General features: G+C 56.4%; 18 protein-coding genes. 15 read left to right on the top strand and 3 right to left on the bottom strand.

All coding sequences use genetic code 11. The features are described 5' to 3' along the window. Positions 1 to 62 precede the first annotated feature (62 nt). The 6 genes from GOW04_RS16305 (at position 63) to GOW04_RS16280 (ending at position 6,084) form a co-directional block, all read left to right on the top strand. Positions 63 to 986: an N-acetylmuramic acid 6-phosphate etherase gene (locus tag GOW04_RS16305; protein ID WP_171233261.1), complete on the top strand. Its 924-nt coding sequence runs from the start codon at positions 63 to 65 to the stop codon at positions 984 to 986. Next, a complete protein-coding gene (locus tag GOW04_RS16300; RefSeq protein WP_171169951.1) occupies positions 983 to 2,233 on the top strand; it encodes an ABC transporter substrate-binding protein in 1,251 nt (416 codons plus the stop codon). Before GOW04_RS16305 ends, GOW04_RS16300 begins: the two co-directional genes overlap by 4 nt. A gap of 63 nt (positions 2,234 to 2,296) precedes the next feature. Further along, on the top strand, positions 2,297 to 3,211 hold the full coding sequence (locus GOW04_RS16295) for a carbohydrate ABC transporter permease (RefSeq protein WP_171118044.1): 915 nt from the start codon (positions 2,297 to 2,299) through the stop codon (positions 3,209 to 3,211). Positions 3,212 to 3,221: 10 nt separating this feature from the next. Further along, on the top strand, positions 3,222 to 4,061 hold the full coding sequence (locus tag GOW04_RS16290) for a carbohydrate ABC transporter permease (protein ID WP_171118042.1): 840 nt from the start codon (positions 3,222 to 3,224) through the stop codon (positions 4,059 to 4,061). After that, entirely contained in the window at positions 4,058 to 5,092 is a 1,035-nt protein-coding gene (locus GOW04_RS16285; RefSeq protein WP_171233260.1) for a Gfo/Idh/MocA family protein, read from the top strand. Before GOW04_RS16290 ends, GOW04_RS16285 begins: the two co-directional genes overlap by 4 nt. Next, positions 5,089 to 6,084: an ABC transporter ATP-binding protein gene (locus GOW04_RS16280; protein ID WP_171233259.1), complete on the top strand. Its 996-nt coding sequence runs from the start codon at positions 5,089 to 5,091 to the stop codon at positions 6,082 to 6,084. The genes GOW04_RS16285 and GOW04_RS16280 overlap by 4 nt, the downstream gene beginning before the upstream one ends. A 59-nt stretch (positions 6,085 to 6,143) precedes the next feature. On the opposite strand, the gene GOW04_RS16275 is transcribed toward GOW04_RS16280, so the two are convergent. Then, entirely contained in the window at positions 6,144 to 8,375 is a 2,232-nt protein-coding gene (locus GOW04_RS16275; protein ID WP_254430183.1) for a CHASE2 domain-containing protein, read from the bottom strand. 57 nt (positions 8,376 to 8,432) lie between these two features. Beyond that, positions 8,433 to 9,260, bottom strand: a complete 828-nt coding sequence (locus tag GOW04_RS16270) for a FecR domain-containing protein (protein WP_253282476.1) — start codon at positions 9,258 to 9,260, stop codon at positions 8,433 to 8,435. A gap of 654 nt (positions 9,261 to 9,914) precedes the next feature. Here GOW04_RS16270 and GOW04_RS16265 point away from each other — a divergent pair. The 8 genes from GOW04_RS16265 to GOW04_RS16230 all read left to right on the top strand — a co-directional run bounded on the left by GOW04_RS16265 (position 9,915) and on the right by GOW04_RS16230 (position 16,986). Continuing rightward, entirely contained in the window at positions 9,915 to 10,343 is a 429-nt protein-coding gene (locus GOW04_RS16265) for a hypothetical protein (RefSeq protein ID WP_171233258.1), read from the top strand. Further along, a complete protein-coding gene (locus tag GOW04_RS16260; protein WP_171233257.1) occupies positions 10,340 to 11,005 on the top strand; it encodes a MotA/TolQ/ExbB proton channel family protein in 666 nt (221 codons plus the stop codon). The genes GOW04_RS16265 and GOW04_RS16260 overlap by 4 nt, the downstream gene beginning before the upstream one ends. 31 nt (positions 11,006 to 11,036) lie before the next feature. Continuing rightward, positions 11,037 to 11,363, top strand: coding sequence for a biopolymer transporter ExbD (locus tag GOW04_RS16255; RefSeq protein WP_171233354.1), 327 nt, complete (start codon positions 11,037 to 11,039; stop codon positions 11,361 to 11,363). Positions 11,364 to 11,367: 4 nt separating this feature from the next. Continuing rightward, a complete protein-coding gene (locus tag GOW04_RS16250; RefSeq protein ID WP_171233256.1) occupies positions 11,368 to 11,745 on the top strand; it encodes a biopolymer transporter ExbD in 378 nt (125 codons plus the stop codon). Continuing rightward, positions 11,742 to 12,890 carry an energy transducer TonB gene (locus tag GOW04_RS16245; RefSeq protein WP_171233255.1) on the top strand — a complete coding sequence of 383 codons (1,149 nt, stop codon included), beginning with the start codon at positions 11,742 to 11,744 and terminating at the stop codon, positions 12,888 to 12,890. The genes GOW04_RS16250 and GOW04_RS16245 overlap by 4 nt, the downstream gene beginning before the upstream one ends. A gap of 235 nt (positions 12,891 to 13,125) precedes the next feature. Next, positions 13,126 to 15,012: a DUF3604 domain-containing protein gene (locus tag GOW04_RS16240; RefSeq protein WP_254430182.1), complete on the top strand. Its 1,887-nt coding sequence runs from the start codon at positions 13,126 to 13,128 to the stop codon at positions 15,010 to 15,012. A 157-nt stretch (positions 15,013 to 15,169) separates the two neighbouring features. Continuing rightward, the gene (locus tag GOW04_RS16235; protein WP_217356944.1) at positions 15,170 to 16,000 is read left to right on the top strand and encodes a peptidyl-prolyl cis-trans isomerase; all 831 of its coding nucleotides are present in this window, start codon (positions 15,170 to 15,172) and stop codon (positions 15,998 to 16,000) included. After that, positions 15,997 to 16,986 carry a HupE/UreJ family protein gene (locus GOW04_RS16230; protein WP_171233252.1) on the top strand — a complete coding sequence of 330 codons (990 nt, stop codon included), beginning with the start codon at positions 15,997 to 15,999 and terminating at the stop codon, positions 16,984 to 16,986. The genes GOW04_RS16235 and GOW04_RS16230 overlap by 4 nt, the downstream gene beginning before the upstream one ends. A 160-nt stretch (positions 16,987 to 17,146) precedes the next feature. On the opposite strand, the gene GOW04_RS16225 is transcribed toward GOW04_RS16230, so the two are convergent. Continuing rightward, complete coding sequence (locus GOW04_RS16225) at positions 17,147 to 18,061, bottom strand: helix-turn-helix domain-containing protein (RefSeq protein ID WP_171233251.1); 915 nt, start codon at positions 18,059 to 18,061, stop codon at positions 17,147 to 17,149. Between the two features lie 90 nt (positions 18,062 to 18,151). On the opposite strand from GOW04_RS16225, the gene GOW04_RS16220 reads away from it, so the two are divergent. Next, positions 18,152 to 18,373 (top strand): hypothetical protein, encoded by a 222-nt coding sequence (locus GOW04_RS16220; protein WP_152460509.1) that lies wholly within the window; start codon positions 18,152 to 18,154, stop codon positions 18,371 to 18,373. Positions 18,374 to 18,375: the final 2 nt, after the last annotated feature.

Genomic DNA, 18,375 nt, shown 5'->3' with positions numbered 1-18,375 from the left:
ATAAATGGTAGACTAATGGTATTTAAAAGGTATGATATCGAGAGTTCTTGGGGGAGAATCACTTGATTACGCCTGCAACAGAGCAATTGCATCAGGATGCGCATGGGCTTGATACCCGTCCGCTGGCCGAAGTGGCCGGCCTGCTGGCGCGGTCGCAGGTGTCAGCGGCAACGGCAGTGCTTGATGCGCTTGGTCCAATTTGTAGCGGGGCGACCGCCATGGCCCAGACGATCCGGTCGGGCGGCAAGCTTCGGTATCTTGCGGCGGGGTCTTCCGGCCTCATGGCGGCCTCGGACGCGCTGGAGCTTGGCGGAACCTTTTCCATCCCGTCGCAGCAGATCCGCATTCATATGGCGGGTGGAATGCCGACCACGGCGGACATGCCAGGGGATGTAGAGGACGCTGTTGATGGGCTGGCGCAAGAGGTGTCGGATATGGTTGCAAACGATACGCTCATCGCAGTCTCGGCCAGCGGCACCACGCCTTATACCGTCGCCGCCGCAAAACTGGCACGCGACAGGGGGACGCCCGTGATCGGGATTGCAAACAACGCGGATTCGCAATTGTTGCAACTGGCGGACCATGCCGTTCTGCTTGCGACCCCTCCGGAATTGATTTCGGGCTCAACTCGGATGGGGGCCGGCACTGCGCAGAAAATAGCCCTCAACACGTTGTCGACGCTGATGGCCATCGAGCTTGGGCATATTCAGGATGGCATGATGATCAATCTGCGGGCGGACAATGACAAACTGCGCGCACGCGCCAACGGAATCGTGTGCCACCTTACCGGCGTATCACCTGAACGTGCTGATGATGCTCTGAGGGCCGCGGATGGGAACCTGAAATGCGCGGCACTTGTCGCCGCAGGTGCCGTATCGGCAGAGGATGCACAAAAGCGACTGGCTGAAACGAATGGCCGTCTGCGTCATGCGATGAACCGGCTGAATGAAGATAACGAACATAGCAACCTGGGAGAAACCAAATGAAACGCAAAGTTCTGAGCCTGGCTCTGATGAGCACGGCGCTGGTCACAAGCGCCTATGCGCAAGACGCCACGCTGACGATCGAAAGCTGGCGCAACGATGATCTCGCTCTCTGGCAGGAAAAGATCATCCCTGCATTCGAGGCGGCCAATCCAGGTATCAAAGTTGTTTTCTCGCCTTCGGCCCCGGCGGAGTACAACGCGGTTCTGAACTCGAAACTGGAAGCCGGATCCGCCGGTGATCTGATCACCTGCCGCCCGTTCGATGCTTCTCTGGCGCTGTACGAAGCGGGCCATCTGACCGACCTGTCCGATCTGGATGCGATGGACAATTTCTCGGACGTAGCCAAATCGGCGTGGCAGACTGACGATGGGTCGGCCAGTTTTTGTGTTCCGATGGCATCGGTGATCCACGGTTTCATCTACAACAAGGATGCGTTCAACGAACTGGGTCTGGAGGTTCCGACCACCGAGGCAGAATTCTTTGAAGTGTTGGACAAGATCAAGGAAGACGGCACCTATATTCCGATGGCAATGGGCACCAATGACCAGTGGGAAGCCGCAACGATGGGCTATAACAATATCGGCCCGAACTACTGGAAGGGTGAAGAAGGCCGTCTGGCGTTGATCCGGGGCGAGCAGAAACTGACCGACCCTCAGTGGGTCGCGCCCTTTGCCACTTTGGCGAAATGGGCCGATTATCTGGGTGACGGATATGAGGCGCAGACCTATCCCGACAGCCAGAACCTGTTCACTTTGGGCCGCGCTGCAATTTACCCGGCGGGCAGCTGGGAGATTGCAGGTTTCAACACGCAGGCAGATTTTGAGATGGGCGCCTTCAAGCCGCCGGTCCAAAATGCCAGTGACACCTGCTATATCTCGGACCATACAGATATCGGCATCGGTCTGAACGCTGCCAGTGAAAACCAGGAGGCTGCCCGCACGTTCCTGGCTTGGGTCGCAAGCCCGGAATTCGCCAGCATTTTCGGCAATGCGGTTCCCGGTTTCTTCCCTTTGTCCAATACTCCGGTTGAACTGGAAGATCCCCTTGCCAAGGAAATCGTCGGATGGCGGGATGAGTGCGAGAGCACCATCCGTTCGACCTACCAGATCCTGTCACGCGGCACGCCCAACCTCGAAAACGAGACCTGGGGTGCATCCGTTGCAGCCATCAAGGGCACCGAAAGCCCCGAGGCTTTGGGCAAGAAACTGCAAGACGGGCTGGCCAGCTGGTACGCACCGCATCAGTAAGACCTGAACCACCTTCACCGGACGCGGCCCGTCGCGTCCGGCACCTTTTCCCCGGAGATCCCCATGCAGACCCGCCGCATACGCTGGCACATCGCCGTTTTTCTTGCACCTGCGGTGCTGGTTTACACGGCGGTGATGATCCTGCCCTTGTTCAACACGCTCCGCCTTGCGCTGTTTACCGAAGTCGATCAGGCGCGTGTGTATGTGGGGTTGGAGAATTTCCGAACCTTGTTCCTTGATCCGCTCTGGTCCGAGCAATTCTGGAATGCGCTGGGCAACAACTTCTGGTTCTTCCTGATCCACATGCTGGTGCAGAACCCCATCGGCATCGCTTTGGCCGCGATCCTGTCACACCCGAGGCTGCGCTTTGCCGCACTCTACCGGTCGGCCATTTTCATTCCGACGATCCTGAGCTTCGTGATCGTGGGTTTTGCCTGGAAACTGATCCTGTCTCCGCTTTGGGGGATTGCGCCCTCGATGTTGGACGCGGTTGGCTTGAAATCCCTGTTCGCGCCTTGGCTGGGCAAGGAAGAATACGCGCTGACAACTCTGGCGCTTGTCTCGGTCTGGCAATTTGTCGGCATCCCGATGATGCTGATCTATGCGGCCCTTCTGTCGATCCCCGAAGAAATTCTTGAAGCCGGAGAGATCGACGGGATCACCGGAGCTTCGGCTTTCTGGAAAATAAAACTGCCGCTGATCCTGCCCTCGATCGGGATCATCTCGATCCTCACATTCGTGGGCAATTTCAACGCGTTTGACCTGATCTATGTCTCTCAGGGCGCGCTGGCGGGGCCGGATTTTTCGACCGACATCCTGGGCACTTTCATGTACCGCACGTTCTTTGGCTTCCAGCTGCAACTGGGTGATCCGTATATGGGATCCGCCATTGCCGGCGCCATGTTCGCCATCATCCTTGTGGGTGTTTGCATTTACCTTTTCGGCATCCAGACCCGGATGCGCCGGTATCAGCTGTGAGGGCTCTGCAATGAACAAGGCACGCTCGAATCCACTGAACACCGTCGCAATGCATGGTGCGCTGATCCTTTACACTCTGATCGCCCTGTTTCCGGTTTTCGTGATCATCATCAACAGCTTCAAAACGCGCCGTGCCATCTTTCGCGAGCCGCTTGCCTTGCCTGATGCCGAAAGCTTTTCCTTGATCGGCTACCAGACGGTGATGAAGCAGGGGGATTTCTTTCTCTACTTTCAGAACTCGCTGATCGTCACCGTGGTTTCACTGGCCTTTATCCTTCTGTTCGGCGCCATGGCCGCCTTTGCCCTCAGCGAATACCGGTTCAAGGGCAACATGTTGATGGGGCTTTATCTGGCGCTTGGGATCATGATTCCGATCCGCATCGGCACCGTGGCGATCCTGGAGATGATGGTCGCCACAGGGCTTGTGAACACGCTCTGGGCCCTGATCTTCGTCTACACGGCACAGGGTTTGCCGCTGGCGGTGTTCATCCTGTCCGAGTTCATGCGCCAAGTCAGTGATGACCTGAAGAATGCGGGGCGCATCGATGGGCTTTCGGAATACACGATCTTTTTCCGGTTGGTGCTGCCTCTGGTCCGGCCTGCCATGGCAACCGTCGCCGTGTTCAATATGATCCCGATCTGGAACGATCTCTGGTTCCCCTTGATCCTGGCACCCGCTGAAGAGACCAAAACCCTGACGTTGGGCAGCCAGGTCTTCATCGGCCAGTTTGTGACCGACTGGAACGCGGTTCTGTCCGCGCTCAGCATGGCGATCCTGCCGGTTCTGGTGCTCTACGTCATCTTCTCGCGCCAGCTGATCCGCGGTATCACCTCAGGGGCTGTCAAATGACCCGGGTACTGATCGCTGGTCTTGGCAACATGGGCCTGAGCCATGCCTTGGCCCATCATCGCCACCCCGACGCACGGATCGTGGGGCTGGTCAACCGCACAGGTCAAGTAGACCATCACGACCTATCAGGCTATCCGGCCTTTTCGGATTTTCAGGCGGCACTGGCCGAGACAAACCCCGATTTGGTCGTCGTCGCAACCTATTCCGACAGCCACGCAGACTTCGCCTGCGCCGCAATGGAAGCAGGTGCGCATGTCTTTGTTGAAAAGCCACTGGCCACGACGGTTGCGGACGCCAGACACGTGGTCGCAAAAGCAGTGGAAACCGGCCGGAAACTGGTGATCGGATATATTCTGCGGCACCACCCGTCATGGATGCGACTGATCTCGGAGGCGCGCGATCTCGGCGGGCCGTATGTCTTCCGTCTGAACCTGAACCAGCAAAGCAGCGGGGCCGAATGGGAAACCCACAAGGCCTTGATGCAGACGACATCGCCTATCGTCGATTGCGGCGTGCATTACGTCGATGTGATGTGCCAGATCACCGATTCCGATCCCGTCCGCGTGCATGGCATGGGCCTGCGCCTGAGTGATGAGATTGCCGAAGACATGTACAATTACGGCCAGTTTCAGGTGATTTTCGAAGACGGCTCGGTCGGCTGGTACGAGGCTGGCTGGGGCCCGATGATGTCCGAGACCGCCTTTTTCGTGAAAGATATCGTGTCCCCCAACGGATCGGTTTCAATCACGGATGGCAACAAGGGCGCATCCGCGGATATCGACGGCCACACCAAGGTTGGCGGCCTTCTGGTCCACCGCCCTGACGGCGACCGGATAATAGAGATGCCGGATGAGCCCGGCCATCAGCAACTCTGCGATGCCGAGCAAGCCTATATGCTGCGCGCCATCGCCGAAGATATCGATCTGACCCGCCACATGAACGATGCCGTGCAATCGCTGGCCATCTGCCTGGCCGCTGATGAAAGCATCCGTACCGGCCAACCCATTTCGCTGAAAGAGGCACGCACATGACCGCCCTGACGCTGCAAAACGTGAACAAATCCTTCGGCACCGTCGAGGTCCTCAAGGATATCAACATCGACGTTGACGAGGGCGAATTCGTCGTCTTCGTCGGCCCCTCGGGCTGTGGCAAATCCACCCTTCTGCGTGTCATCGCGGGGCTCGAGGATGTGACTTCGGGCGAAGTGCGCATCGGCGGAGAGCTCATGAATCTCACCCCGCCTTCGAAACGCGGTATCGCGATGGTGTTCCAGAGTTACGCTCTCTATCCCCACTTGAACGTGCGCAAGAACATGTCATTGGCGCTGAAACAGGAGGGCCAGAGCAGGCAGGTCATCGACGAGCGTGTCGAAAGGGCAGGCAAGATGCTGAACCTTGAACCTTACCTTGACCGGTATCCTTCCGAACTGTCCGGTGGTCAGCGCCAGCGCGTCGCCATCGGTCGTGCCATCGTCCGGGAACCAAAGCTGTTCCTGTTCGACGAGCCGCTGTCCAATCTCGATGCGGCTCTGCGTATGAATACACGGTTGGAAATTGCGAACCTGCACCGGCAGCTTGACGCTTCGATGATCTACGTGACCCATGACCAGACCGAGGCAATGACTCTTGCCGATAAAATCGTCGTTCTGCGCGACGGGCGTGTGGAACAGGTCGGCAGCCCGATGGAGCTTTACAACAATCCTGCCAACCAGTTCGTGGCCGGTTTTCTTGGGGCGCCGTCGATGAATTTCTTTCCTGCCAGCATGATCGGCGAAAGCGCAGACATTACAACGGGGATCCGGCCGGAAGACCTGTTTTTGTCTGACGACGGTCCGGTGGTCGCAAACGTCACCCATGTCGAGCATTTGGGCGGTGACACCAACGTGATTGCCATGATGCAGGATCACCAGATCACCGCGCGCCTGTTCGGGCAGCATCAGGTTGAAGCCGGTCAGAGCATCCGATTTGGATATTCCCCAGGCAGGGTCTATCGCTTCGACGCACAGGGTGCGCGTCTCACGTGACACTCACTGACGCAGGGCTTTGGGGGCCGAAGTCAGCCGACTTTTCCATGCAGCGCCGCCTAAACACCACCGGCTATTCTGGTGTTTCGGGTGAACATGACAGGCCCAGATGATGAGACCGCGCGGAAATCGGCCGCTCGACCTGCCAAAGCGCGATAGAACTGGCGCAATCCGGGTTCGATATCTGCGGCAAGTTCTTCGCAATGATGACACATGCGCAGGATGTCGCCCTGAGGCTTTCGGGTTCTCAATGCTGCGATCAACTTATTGTGCCGGGCAAAGAGTTCCTGGAACGCGTCGGTCTTCCGCAAAGCGGAATCTCCAACCAGAACAAAAACGGGCTCTGGGTTGGCTTTGCCTTTCAAGTCAACATGGCCTGCCTGCAAAAATGCCAGGTCATCTCGCCCGGCTTGATACACCGCGTCTGAGACGACTATGTCATACTCGACCGTTCGACAGCATTGTTCGATCCGTGCCGAAACATTCACGACGTCTCCGATAACCGTATAGTTGAACCGTTTTTGCGATCCGATGTTGCCGACGCAGGCCTGCCCCGTGGCGATTCCGGTTGCCAGCGCTATCGGCTTTCGGTTCCGCATGATCTCGGATGCATTGAACTGTGCCAGGGCACGCCGCATCCTGAGCGCGGCAAGCCCTGCGCGGCATGGATGGTCCGCAACAGGTAAAGGCGCGTTCCAGAAGGCCATGATGGCGTCACCGATGAACTTGTCGATCGTACCACGCTCATGCAGGATCTGATCTCCAAGCTTGGAAAACAGCGCGTTCAGCAAGGATACAAGTTCCGTTGCCGACGCGGACTCGGACAGAGCGGTAAATCCCCGGATATCCGAAAACATCACGGTGATTGCCTGACTTTCTCCGCCCAATTGCAGCTGGTGGCCCGAATTCTCCATTTCATCAAGGATTTCCGGGGCCACGTAATGCGAAAAGACTTTTCGAATCTGGCGCTTTTCACGCTCGGTCGAAACAAAAAGATACCCCGCCAGCAGACCAAAATTTGCGATGCCTCCAATCAGGGGGAAGGTGGCATCGAACAGGATGGATTGGTTTTGAAAAACCAGCCAGCTGATGGCAAGAACGGCTGCGGCGGCTATGCCACCGGCGATGAAGGATGCGATGGCACCAAAGCTGGACATGACGGCAATCACCACAAGCCCCAGAAACGCAAATGCAAGCAGTTCCTGCGCCGCGGTCACATCAGACCGGCTGAGCATATCACCGGTCAGAATCTGTTCGATCATCTGGGCATGAATAGAAACACCGGGGACGCTTTCGCCAAGCGCCGTCTGGTGAATATCGAACAAACCGGCAGCTGAGGTTCCGATCAGGATTATTCTTCCTTCAATTTCGGATCGCAGCCCGTGGTCTTCAGTACCTTCCAGGACATCCTTGGCTGAAATGTAAAGGTCGGGGCTGTCCCGCCGGTACTTCAGCCAAAGCTCGCCATTCTCGGTTGTCGGTAAACGGTATCCGGCGATTTCGACGGCCAGCATGATGCCAGCCTCGTCAGGCGCGCCTTCCACGAAAATGCTGGTCTCACCCAGGGCGACCCTGAGGGCTTCGACGGCAAGGCTTGGCAGCGGACCGTCCGGACCGTTCCAGAGAACCGGCGCCCGTCTTACGATGCCGGTTCCTCCGATGGGCGAGACATTGACCCCGCCGACACCCGCCGCCGCCCGATCCAATGGTGGCGCGATCGGCGTCCAATGCGGAACCGAGATCAGCCCCTCGGCGGGGCTTTCCCCGAATTCAATGATTCCGGCCTTGGCCGCAATGGGCTCACCTTTGGCTGACAATCGCGCGGCCACGCCCAGCACCACGGGCCAGTAAGCCATTTCCATCCCAAGGACGACATCGTTGTCCAGCTTTTCGGCATGGCGTTCCACAGTCAGTACGCCCGCCAGCGATGGATCATTCAGAAGGCGAGACGGCGAATACCGGTCAGGTTCGGCAAACAGCATGTCGAACGCAATCGTCGCAGCGCCGTAGTCACCCAGATTTTGAACCAACTGCGCAACCAAAGTGCGGGGCCAGGGCCATTGTCCAAAGCTGGCAAGCGAGGCCTCATCGATATCCACGACGCGCACGGGGAGTTCGGGATTGAACTCCCGCGGGGATAATCTTTGCAAAACGTCGAAATAGATCAGGCGCGTCATTCGAACCGGGTACGGATCCCACGCCCGGATTAAGCAACCCAAAAGGATCAGACCCAGCCCCACGAGGCGGAAGGCCCATCGCCCGTTCCTGGATTTCCGCAGCTTGTCGCTCAAACCATCCTCCAGACAAATGGAACTGGAACTGCGTGTTCAACAGCAATTCCCGAGCAATTACGGATCAGTTTCTTCCCGCTCTGGTTCGTCCCGTTCGGGCTCCTCAGGTTCCGGTTCTTCCCGTTCGGGTTCCTCATGTTCAGGTTCTTCCGGTTCAGGTTCTTCCTGCTCCGGTTCTTCTCTGTCGGGCTCTTCCTGCTCTGGTTCTTCGCGTTCGGGTTCTGCATGGTCCGGTTCTTCTCTTGCCGGTTCATTGTTCGCGGAAGGCGAAGGGCCAGTGACCGTATTCTGCGCTTCGCGTTGCTGAGGAGGGTCCCTACGGGCTTCCGACCGGTCTGTCTCGATGCGCCGTATGGGCGCTCCATCACCTGAGCACCCTTCAACGCGTACCTGCAAAGGGGGCAGCAGCCCTTCCTGGGACTGAACGAATGGAAACCCGCTTTTCAGCGCTTGTTCGTATTGCGCCTGATCGGCAGGCCGTCCTACTCCTCCATCTCCGCTTGTTGCGAACATGCTGCATTGACGCCCCGAAGACCTGCACGCGCCCTGACTGCCGCACATGCGGACCGTACCTTGCAGGACAAGCATCGCGCTTTGTTTTTCCGACACGATCCACATGTCGAAGGTGGTGCCGCGCACGGCCATTGTCGCCGACGGTGTCCTGATCGAGTAGGCTCTCTTTCGGCTTTTTCCGGAAATAAACCGAAAACTGCCACCCAAAGCCTGAACGGCAAAGCTCTTGGCTTTGCGGTTATTTCGCAACATGGACACATCCAGAACCATGCGTGCGTTGGGGCCAATGGCAATCTTGGTGTCATCCACAAAAACGATTTGGATTACGCCTGTCTGATCAGTGCTGAGCGCGTCGCCGGACGCAACCTCCATTCCTGAATAAACGGGTTGTGCTTTTCCCGCGCGAACAACTTGGGCGCCTTGTTTGACGCTAATAATTTTTCCGATGTTGGCGATGGTCTGCGACGGTATAGCCACGACAACGCAAAGAACCATTACAATCTTTAACAACGACAAACTCGAACCCCTTCCCCCAATGGACTTTAAAGCACGGAAACCGCGCTGTGCTCGACGCTTGCCTCTTAAAAAAACACGTTATTATTATTCATATGCATTAAAAATGTAGACAAATATGCATTATTTTTCGCGCTTTTAGCAAGAATTAAGTGAAAACGACGTTCAAAAACCGCTTTGAGTGATTTTCTGTGAAGACTGGATCGAGCGCAGTTTCACGCTTTTTGTTGCGGCTTAAGCACCTGTTTGGAAAAAGTGCGACTTTTCAAATTAGATCCGACATCAACTTGCTGGTTGTCCAGATGCGCGGAGCAGCTTTGTGCGCAGTTGAAATTCTGATTGCGCACCGTATGTCTTGCCGTGAACGTACGTATATCAACACGCGCTGACGACCCTTTTACTTTACCACCCTTCGCGGCTCTTTAATGTAACATGTCCCTCGGGTAGAAACGCAGATGGGCAAGCTGACGGTCGCTGCCCGATTATTCCAGCGCTGCAACACGGAGTCTGTTCATGCTGTTTCGTCGCATTATCGTCGCGGCCATGTTTTCTGGCTGTTTGCTGTCCACAGCGTCTGCACAATCCGATTCCGCTGCACGGCTCTTTGTGGAGCTGAACTCGGCCGAGGATGTCGCCAGCGCGTGCAGGTTGACGTTTCTGGTCAAGAATGAAACCGGGCAGCCGATCGACGGTGCAGTGTTCGAAACCGTCATTTTCGACACCGAAGGCGGTGTTTTGAACCTTTCTCTGTTCGATTTTCGCGATCTGCCCGCCGACCGGCCCCGGGTGCGCCAGTTCGACCTTCCCAACAGAACATGTGACACAGTTGGACAAGCCTTGATCAACGGCGCGAACTCCTGCGTCGTGGATGGTACCGAAAGTGACATATGCGACAGCACCCTCACGCTGAGCAGCAGGGTGGAAATGGAGTTGTTGGGATGAGTCCTATAGCCGCACTTCGTGAGATTTTTGACCTCGGCGGGCCGGTGGTGGCGATATTGATCGCCATGTCGGTTTTGACGCTGGCGGTCACCCTCTACAAACTCTGGCAATTTGCAGCCTGCGGTGTCGGGCGGCACAAGGTGCTGTCTGAAGCTCTGGCGGCCTGGGATGCAGGAGATCGCAGTGCCGCGCGCGCAAGGCTGGCGGACAGCAGCAGCTATCTTGCTCCTATTGTAGGCGCGGCGATGAACGCATCTGGTGTTCCGGGGGCCGATGACCGGCTGGATGCCGAAGCGGGTTTGGCGCTTGCCGGGCTGGAACGTGGTTTTCGTTTGCTGGACACCGTGGCGCAGTTGGCGCCTTTGCTGGGTCTTTTTGGTACGGTTCTGGGTATGATCAGTGCTTTCCAAAGCTTGCAAACCGCTGGATCATCGGTTGATCCGTCACTTTTGGCCGGCGGGATCTGGGTGGCCCTGATCACCACGGCTGTGGGTCTGGCCGTTGCGATGCCAACTTCGATGGTTTTGTCCTGGCTTGAAAGCCGAACCGCACGCGAGCGTGTTTTTGCGGACAAGGCTTTGCGTACGGTTCTGGTTCCCGGTCATTCCATCCAAAGCACGGAAGCGGCGGCACAGCTCCCGGTCGCCCCAGAACATGCGTAACACTGCGCCTTTTGTGCGGCGGCGCATGTCGATGACACCCCTTATCGACGTGATCTTTCTGCTTTTGCTCTTTTTCATGCTGTCCTCAACGTTTTCGCGGTTCAGCGAGATCGAGTTGAGCAGCGCCGCCACAGGCGGGAATGCCGACGCTGCACCGCCCGAGCGCCTTTTCGTGCAACTTGGCCCCACACGTGTTGTCCTGAACGGCGAACCCCTGTCGCTTGAGGAATTGTTCGATCAGGTCCAGGCCGGTCAGGTGCTGGTAAGCCTTGATCCCGGGACAACCGCGCAACGTCTTGTGGACCTGCTTGTCCCTTTGCGCGGGCGCGAAGGTTTGACAGTCAGGGTGTTGGAGTGAGGCAATGATCCGTTACATCCGACCCGGTCGAAATCGCGATTCCACAATTCCGCTGATCAACGTCGTCTTTCTGATCCTGATCTTTTTTCTGATTACGGGTACGATTGCACCGCCATTGGATCCCGATCTGGATCTAGTGAATACTGCGGATCTTGACGGCCGCGAGCCGCCGGATGCGCTTGTTCTTCATCGGGACGGGACATTGAGTTTTCGCGGCAATCCGATCGAGGCAGAAGCTTTCATGGCCGCGCATGAATCGGGACCCGTGCGGATCGTTCCAGACAGGAATGCGTCGGCCTCTCGATTGATGGAGATCACCAGCAGTTTGCGCCGGTTGGGTGCGCCAACCGTTTTTCTGGTGACCGAACAGGCCCTCGAATGATCAGGCGGTCCGTTTTTGTTGCAATCATTGCAATTTCGATTTCCGTACTGGTGCATCTGATCGGCCTGATTGTCACGGTACCAGATTTGTCAGATCCGGCTTCCGGGGAACCCGGTACCGACACGATCGAACTCAGCAACGCGTTCGAAGAGTTGGCCGATACCACGATCGAACCCGTACCGCCTGCGCCGGATGAACCGCCAACCCCTCCGGTGGAACCGCCAACCCAGCCGCAGGAAGCAGAAGTTCCGACAAGTGATGCCCGCGTGGCCTCGCCGAATCCGCAAGAGACGTTCACGCCCGATACCGGGGATTCAACGATTATCCAGCCGAGGGCGCCGGATGAGGTTGTCGTGGACCTTGTAGACCAGAACCTGAAGGACGAAGGCGAAGCCGCCGAAGCTGAAGGCGCTGTGTCGGCAAGGCCCGAAGCGTTGGCCGAAACACCTGAGGTGCCGATTGAAGAGGCGGTTGCTCCGGTTGAGCCTTCTTCTGCCGAAGAACCGGTGTCCGAGGAACAACAACAGATCGCCGCGTTACCGGTCGAGGTGGCTCCTATTGTTCCGGAAAACACGTCCCCACTTGAACCTGTAATACCAGAAGAAGCGTCTGAACCTCTGGATGACGACGCCGAACTGACCGTTCCCGATGCAAGCGTGGACGGATCCGAACAGGCCGTAGCCACGTCATTGCGGCCTCGCCTTCCAGACCGACGCCCGCAACCCACCCTGCGGGGTGCGTTGGATCCGTCAAGCAACTTTGACGCTTTGAGATTTCCGGAACAGACGATTGAATCACCTCTGGCGACGTATCAAAGAGAGGGTGTCGACGCCTTCCGACAAAACCGGGGCGGCACCCGTTCAGGCGGGCGGGGGCCGGGAAATTCGGACACCACGAACTATGCGGGTCAGGTTCTTGTTCATCTGAACAGGGCGCCAATCGTTTACGTTGCCGGTCGCGGCTATGCGCGGGTGTTTTTCCAGATTGACCCGGATGGTTCATTGGCTTGGGTTGATGTCGTCGAAAGCTCTGGCTCGCCGGAAATAGAGCGCGCAGCCAAAGAACAGGTTCGAACCGCCGCACCTTTCCCGCGTCCGCCTGGGGGCGTCAGCCGGAAGCTTTCATTTTACTATCAGATAAGATGATCCGACGGGTCTTGTCAGGTGAACACGATTAGCGATCACCCTAAGTGCTTTCGCCGAATTCCCTGATTGCGCGGGTTTGCAGCTCTCAGATTAAAAAAACCCTTTGGCCAATAGAATGTGATATAAGAAAATGGGAATATAAAAATGGCGCGATGAAATTCGCCCTCACAGCTAAGTATTCCTGAACTGGGAGGTCACTTTGTTTCGGAAATCTGCTTGCGTAATCTCACTCGTATTGGTCCCTGCTGTTGTTGGTGCCGACGCCGTACCCAGCGAAGATGCTGCCGAGGGATTGTTTTCTGATCAGCCCTATTCCCCTTACGCCCAACGCACATTTCCTGAACGCCCATTATGGGGGGACACTCACCTTCACACCGGGCTTTCGCTGGATGCGGGTGCTTTCGGGAACACCTTGCTGCCGGATGAGGCGTGGCGTTTCGCCAAGGGTGAGCAGGTCATTTCTTCAACAGGTCAGCCTGTAAGACTGTCACGACCATTGGATTGGATGGTTCTCACGGATCACACGGACCTGATGGGGTTTGCGCCGGATTTGCAGGCTGGCAAACCGGGCGTTCTTTCTGATCCCAAAGGACTGGAATGGTACGAGGGGTACAAGGCCGGCGGGGAAGAAGCCGGTAAAGCGGCTTTCGACATCATCACCAATTTTTCGCAAATGACACTGCCGGAAATCCTGCTGGAATCCTACAGCCCCGGTGCCGATGCGTTTGCCTTTACCTGGGAAAGCATCGTTCTGGCGGCAGAGCGGCACAATGACCCCGGCACCTTTACCGCTTTCATCGGTTTTGAATGGACCTCGGTACCGAAAGGGTTCAACTTGCACCGCAATGTCATGCTGCGCGATGGGCCAATCAGGGCGCTTCAAATGGTGCCGCCGGTCACGCAACCGCCCTACGGTGATACGGATCCAAAGGCGCTTTATGCCTGGCTTGAAGAGTATCAGGAAAAAACGGGGGGGCGTGCAGTTGCCTTTGCCCATAACGGGAACCTGTCGAATGGGTGGATGTTCCCAACCGAAGACACCTATCACGGCGGCAAGGTTGACGAGGAATATGTCGCGGCCCGCGCAAAATGGGAACCCCATTACGAAGTCACCCAGATAAAGGGCGACGGTGAAGCGCATCCTTTCCTGAGCCCGGATGATGAGTTTGCCGATTACGAGAACTGGGACGTCGGCAATCTGGACATAACCGAGTTGAAAACCGATGACATGCTGGCCGGAGAGTACGCCCGAGAGGCATTGAAACGCGGGTTGATGCTGGAAGAAAAGTTTGGCGTGAATCCCTATAAATTCGGCATGGGGGGTGCGACGGACAGCCATACCTCTCTGGCCACGGCCGAAGAAGACAACTTCTTTGGAAAATCCGTCAGCGTCGAACCCTCAGCCTCGCGTATCAAGCATCCGTTCATAGCCAATGACCTTGGTGAAATTCCCGGCGACCTGCTTGTCGCCTCCGGATACACGGCCGTCTGGGCTACCGAGAATACACGCTCGGCGATCTTTGACGCGTTCAAGCGCCGCGAAACCTATGCAACGACCGGGCCAAGGATCGGCCTGCGGTTCTTTGGCGGATGGGATTTCAGTGAAGCAGATGTTGAAACCCGTTTCTTGGCCAATGTTGGCTATACCAAAGGCGTGCCAATGGGTTCGGACCTGCGCCCGCGCGAGGGTGAGGCTGCGCCAAGCTTCCTGATCGCCGCTCTGCGCGACCCGGTTGGTGCCAATCTGGACCGTGTTCAAGTGATAAAGGGATGGCTCGATTCTGAAGGTGCCTTGCAGGAAAAGGTCTACGACGTCGCATGGTCGGATAACCGCGAGGTCGATCAAAACTACAAAGTCCCTGCGGTTGGAAACACGGTGGACGTGGAGACTGCCAGCTGGACCAACACAATCGGAACGGCCGAACTTGTCACCGTATGGTCAGACCCGGATTTCGATCCGAATGCGCGCGCGTTTTACTACGTCCGCGCCATCGAAATTCCAACGCCGCGTTGGATCCTGTACGACAAATTGAGATACGGTATCGAATTGCCCGAGGATGCAGTGCTTACGCATCAGGAACGCGCCTATTCGTCCCCGATCTGGTACACCCCGGCAGAGTGATCCGTTCTGCGATTGGAACACAAGCCGGGTCAATGACCTTACCTCGGTGCGTCCTCCGCGTTACTGTAACACGCGGAGGGCATCATCATGCAAAACCCGACCCGATGACGCCAACATTTGAACAAACAATCTGGCCACGTTTCACGCAGGAGGCTTGATGCGAGTACTGAAAGAACCTCTGCTCCATTTTTTTTTGATTGGGGCGGCAATTTTTGTTTGGTTCCATATTATAGCGCCGGAAAGCGAGAACGTTGAAGATTTTGAGAAAATAACACTCGACGAGGATGACGTTGCGCTTTTGTCCGCTCGTTTCGAAGCGCAGTGGAAACGCCCTCCAAGCGATGCGGAACTGAAGGCTTTGGTCGACGCATCCATTCGTGAAGAGGTTCTGGTCAGGGAGGCAAGGCAACTTGGTCTGGATCGCGGAGATCCCTTGATAAGGACCCGGCTGAGCCAAAAAATGGATTATCTGACCGAAGCCATTGCCACTTCCATCGTTCCGAATGACGAAGATCTGGAGGTTTTTCTTCAGGAAAACGCGGAACGCTATGCAACGCCTGTCATGGTGGCCTTTAATCAGGTCTTTCTTGGAGAGGAGCCCGGAGAGGCCGAAATCGAGAAAGCCCTGGCCAGCCTGCGCGCCAAGCAGGACATTCCCGATCTGGGCGGTTCAACCTTGCTGCCGGCGTCAATGCCGTTGTCCGCGACGCGGGTTGTCGAGTCGGTCTTTGGAGGAGGGTTTTCGCAAAGCATCACAGAGGTCGAAACAGGTCAGTGGACGGGTCCGATCCGGTCAGGCTACGGTATTCACCTTGTCGAGGTCGTTGCTGTCGAGCCCAGCCGAACACCGCCACTTGCTGAAATTTACGACGCGGTGCTGCGGGACTGGCGCCGCGCGATGAGTGAAGATTTGGCGCAAGCGCAATATCAGTCTCTGGCCGAAAAATACGAGATTGTGGCCCCCGATCTTTCAGGCCCGGCCAAATGAGAACCTTGATCTGCTTCCTGTTTGCGCTGCTGTTTGTGTGGCCTGCAAATTTCGCTGCTGCGCACGCGCTTGATCCGGGATATCTGGAAATTCGTCAAATTGCCTCTGACACCTGGAGCGTTCATTGGCGAAAGCCCGACGTGAATGGCCAACCGATGGCGATTGACGCAATTCTGCCAGATGGCTGCACTCCGGCGCGTGGCCCGGATCCCATTTCCGACGGTCGAGGGTGGGTTTCGTCCTGGGTCGTCGAATGCCAGGCGGGTATCGCGGGCCAACCCATTGCCATTGAGGGCCTTGAGACTCAGAGAAACGACGTGCTGGCGCGTGTGCATCCCCAGGATGCTCAACCTACTACGCTTCGTTTTACACCGGATATCAATGTTCAAATCATACCTTCTGAACAGTCGACATGGTCAGTGTTTGCCGCATATTCCCAGTTGGGATTTGAACACATACTGGAAGGTTGGGATCACCTTCTGTTTGTCTTTGCCCTGTTTGTTCTGGTCCGCGATCCATGGAAACTTGTCGGAGCCGTAACAGCGTTCACACTTGCGCATTCAATAACCTTGGCGCTGGCAACGATGGGCGTTTTGAATGTTCCCGGACCACCGGTCGAGGCCGTTATCGCACTGTCCATCGTTTTTCTGGCGATGGAGATCGTCAAAGGCGGCGAAAGACGGTTCCGGCTTTCAAAACAGAAACCCTGGATCGTTTGCTTCGGGTTCGGGCTTTTGCACGGCCTAGGTTTTGCAGGGGCATTGGCTGATATAGGGTTGCCCCCTAACGATATTCCCGCGGCATTGCTGGCCTTCAACCTCGGTGTCGAAGCCGGGCAGCTGAGTTTTATTGCTGCCTTGGCTCTTCTGATGGCAACCTGGCGGCTGATCGCGCTTCCGGTTGGCAAACATGCCACGGTCTTGACCGCGTATGGGATCGGCTCAGTGTCAATGTACTGGCTGATAGATCGCATAAGCGGTTTTTGAACAGCGGCGAAGTTGCGAGTTGAGCAAGATTTTGTGAATCATGACGGCGCATGTGCCTGAAATGGAATGCGGCCCGAGCCTGACCTGCTGAGCTTTTGCGCGGTTTCGGATTTGCTTCGATGAAAGGCCATGGTCATAAACAGCACAAAGCCAAGTGTTTTCAATCGACAGTGGCCGATGGCAATTCGCCGAAACACTTTTTGTAATCTTGTGAGAACTGCCCGATATGCCAAAAGCCATATCGGTTTGCGGCGTCAGAAATTGACAGATCTTTGCCTTGTTCTGCAAGCAGGCTGCGAACCCTGTTAAGGCGGAGCCTTGTGTAATAGGCCTTTGGGCCGATACCGAATTTTTCGTTGAACGCGCGTTCCAATGTGCGCAATGACACACTGATATCCCCGCAGATCTCGCTGATGGGGACGTTTTCGTCCGGGGTCGCCGTCATCCGATCAATGGCCGCAGCAAGTGCCAGAGCTTTTCGGTTTATCCGCGGTTCCCTGCGATCCGCTCCGCCCCCCAAAGCGATCCGCAGTATCTCTTCGATCAAATGGGTTTCGCCCTGTTCTGATGAATTTGGGTTCGCCAACAAAGTCTGAATGTCGTTCAAAAGCGCAGCCGAGCGATCAGGTGGCGTTGCAGGCAACAAAAATGCCCCGAATTCTGTATCAGAGACTGCGATCCCCAGCTTCTCGCCTATTTTCATCGCATTCTCAGTTTCAACGGTCAACGTATATCCGCCGAACCCGCTGTCGCTGATACAGTCGAACTCATCGCCGCTGCCGAAGGACAGAAACGGTGGCGTTTCGATGCTGTTACCGTTCCAGTCCGTCAGTCTTGAATGGGTAGGGATGCCAAATGTGATGTGCCCCTTCGGAGACGCGCCGATCTGGTGCACACGCCGCGAGAAACCAAACTTCATAACGGAAATAAGCGGGCCGGATCTGACCTTGAAATCCGCCTGCATTTCGCCGTCTTCGATCTGACGGAAATCCATATCCCATTTGGATATTGCGGCGATTTGGTTCGGATCACGGAAAGTGGCCGCAAAGAACCGGGGCGCTTCGGGCGGGGCCAAGTCTAGTTTTGTCGATTTTTTGATGCGGTGCAAAATATCTCCCCTGTAGTTTGCATGAAAAGCTTAGTCGAAACATAGGAATATGTTCAAATGAAATTGCCCGATCCGCTTGCCGCGCCCAAACGTGGTCGCCCTCCGCTTCCGAAAGCAGAAGTGCGGTCGGAACGGATCGTGACCCTTCTTACACCCTCACAGCGTCACAGGCTTACGCGTCTTGCGGATTTAACCGGTCAGACACTCTCCAGTGTCGCCCACGATCTTATCGCACAGGGTCTGGAGCGAGAAGAAAACCCAAGGAAAAAGGAAACCTAAAG

The organism is Ruegeria sp. HKCCA4812, from assembly GCF_013034245.1.
GTDB lineage: Bacteria > Pseudomonadota > Alphaproteobacteria > Rhodobacterales > Rhodobacteraceae > Ruegeria.
The sequence above is the reverse complement of the archived record's forward strand: the minus strand, read 5'-3'. Positions and strand labels throughout refer to the sequence as shown.

Bases quoted from the DNA above. Each gene is read 5' to 3' on its own strand.
- GOW04_RS16280 (WP_171233259.1), top strand. From the start codon at position 5,089: ATGACCGCCCTGACGCTGCAAAACGTGAACAAATCCTTCGGCACCGTC.
- GOW04_RS16270 (WP_253282476.1), bottom strand. From the start codon at position 9,260: ATGGAGGTTGCGTCCGGCGACGCGCTCAGCACTGATCAGACAGGCGTA.
- GOW04_RS16230 (WP_171233252.1), top strand. From the start codon at position 15,997: ATGAGAACCTTGATCTGCTTCCTGTTTGCGCTGCTGTTTGTGTGGCCT.
- GOW04_RS16235 (WP_217356944.1), top strand. From the start codon at position 15,170: ATGCGAGTACTGAAAGAACCTCTGCTCCATTTTTTTTTGATTGGGGCG.
- GOW04_RS16250 (WP_171233256.1), top strand. From the start codon at position 11,368: ATGATCCGTTACATCCGACCCGGTCGAAATCGCGATTCCACAATTCCG.
- GOW04_RS16295 (WP_171118044.1), top strand. From the start codon at position 2,297: ATGCAGACCCGCCGCATACGCTGGCACATCGCCGTTTTTCTTGCACCT.
- GOW04_RS16290 (WP_171118042.1), top strand. From the start codon at position 3,222: ATGAACAAGGCACGCTCGAATCCACTGAACACCGTCGCAATGCATGGT.
- GOW04_RS16255 (WP_171233354.1), top strand. From the start codon at position 11,037: ATGACACCCCTTATCGACGTGATCTTTCTGCTTTTGCTCTTTTTCATG.
- GOW04_RS16260 (WP_171233257.1), top strand. From the start codon at position 10,340: ATGAGTCCTATAGCCGCACTTCGTGAGATTTTTGACCTCGGCGGGCCG.
- GOW04_RS16285 (WP_171233260.1), top strand. From the start codon at position 4,058: ATGACCCGGGTACTGATCGCTGGTCTTGGCAACATGGGCCTGAGCCAT.
- GOW04_RS16265 (WP_171233258.1), top strand. From the start codon at position 9,915: ATGCTGTTTCGTCGCATTATCGTCGCGGCCATGTTTTCTGGCTGTTTG.
- GOW04_RS16245 (WP_171233255.1), top strand. From the start codon at position 11,742: ATGATCAGGCGGTCCGTTTTTGTTGCAATCATTGCAATTTCGATTTCC.
- GOW04_RS16300 (WP_171169951.1), top strand. From the start codon at position 983: ATGAAACGCAAAGTTCTGAGCCTGGCTCTGATGAGCACGGCGCTGGTC.
- GOW04_RS16220 (WP_152460509.1), top strand. From the start codon at position 18,152: ATGAAATTGCCCGATCCGCTTGCCGCGCCCAAACGTGGTCGCCCTCCG.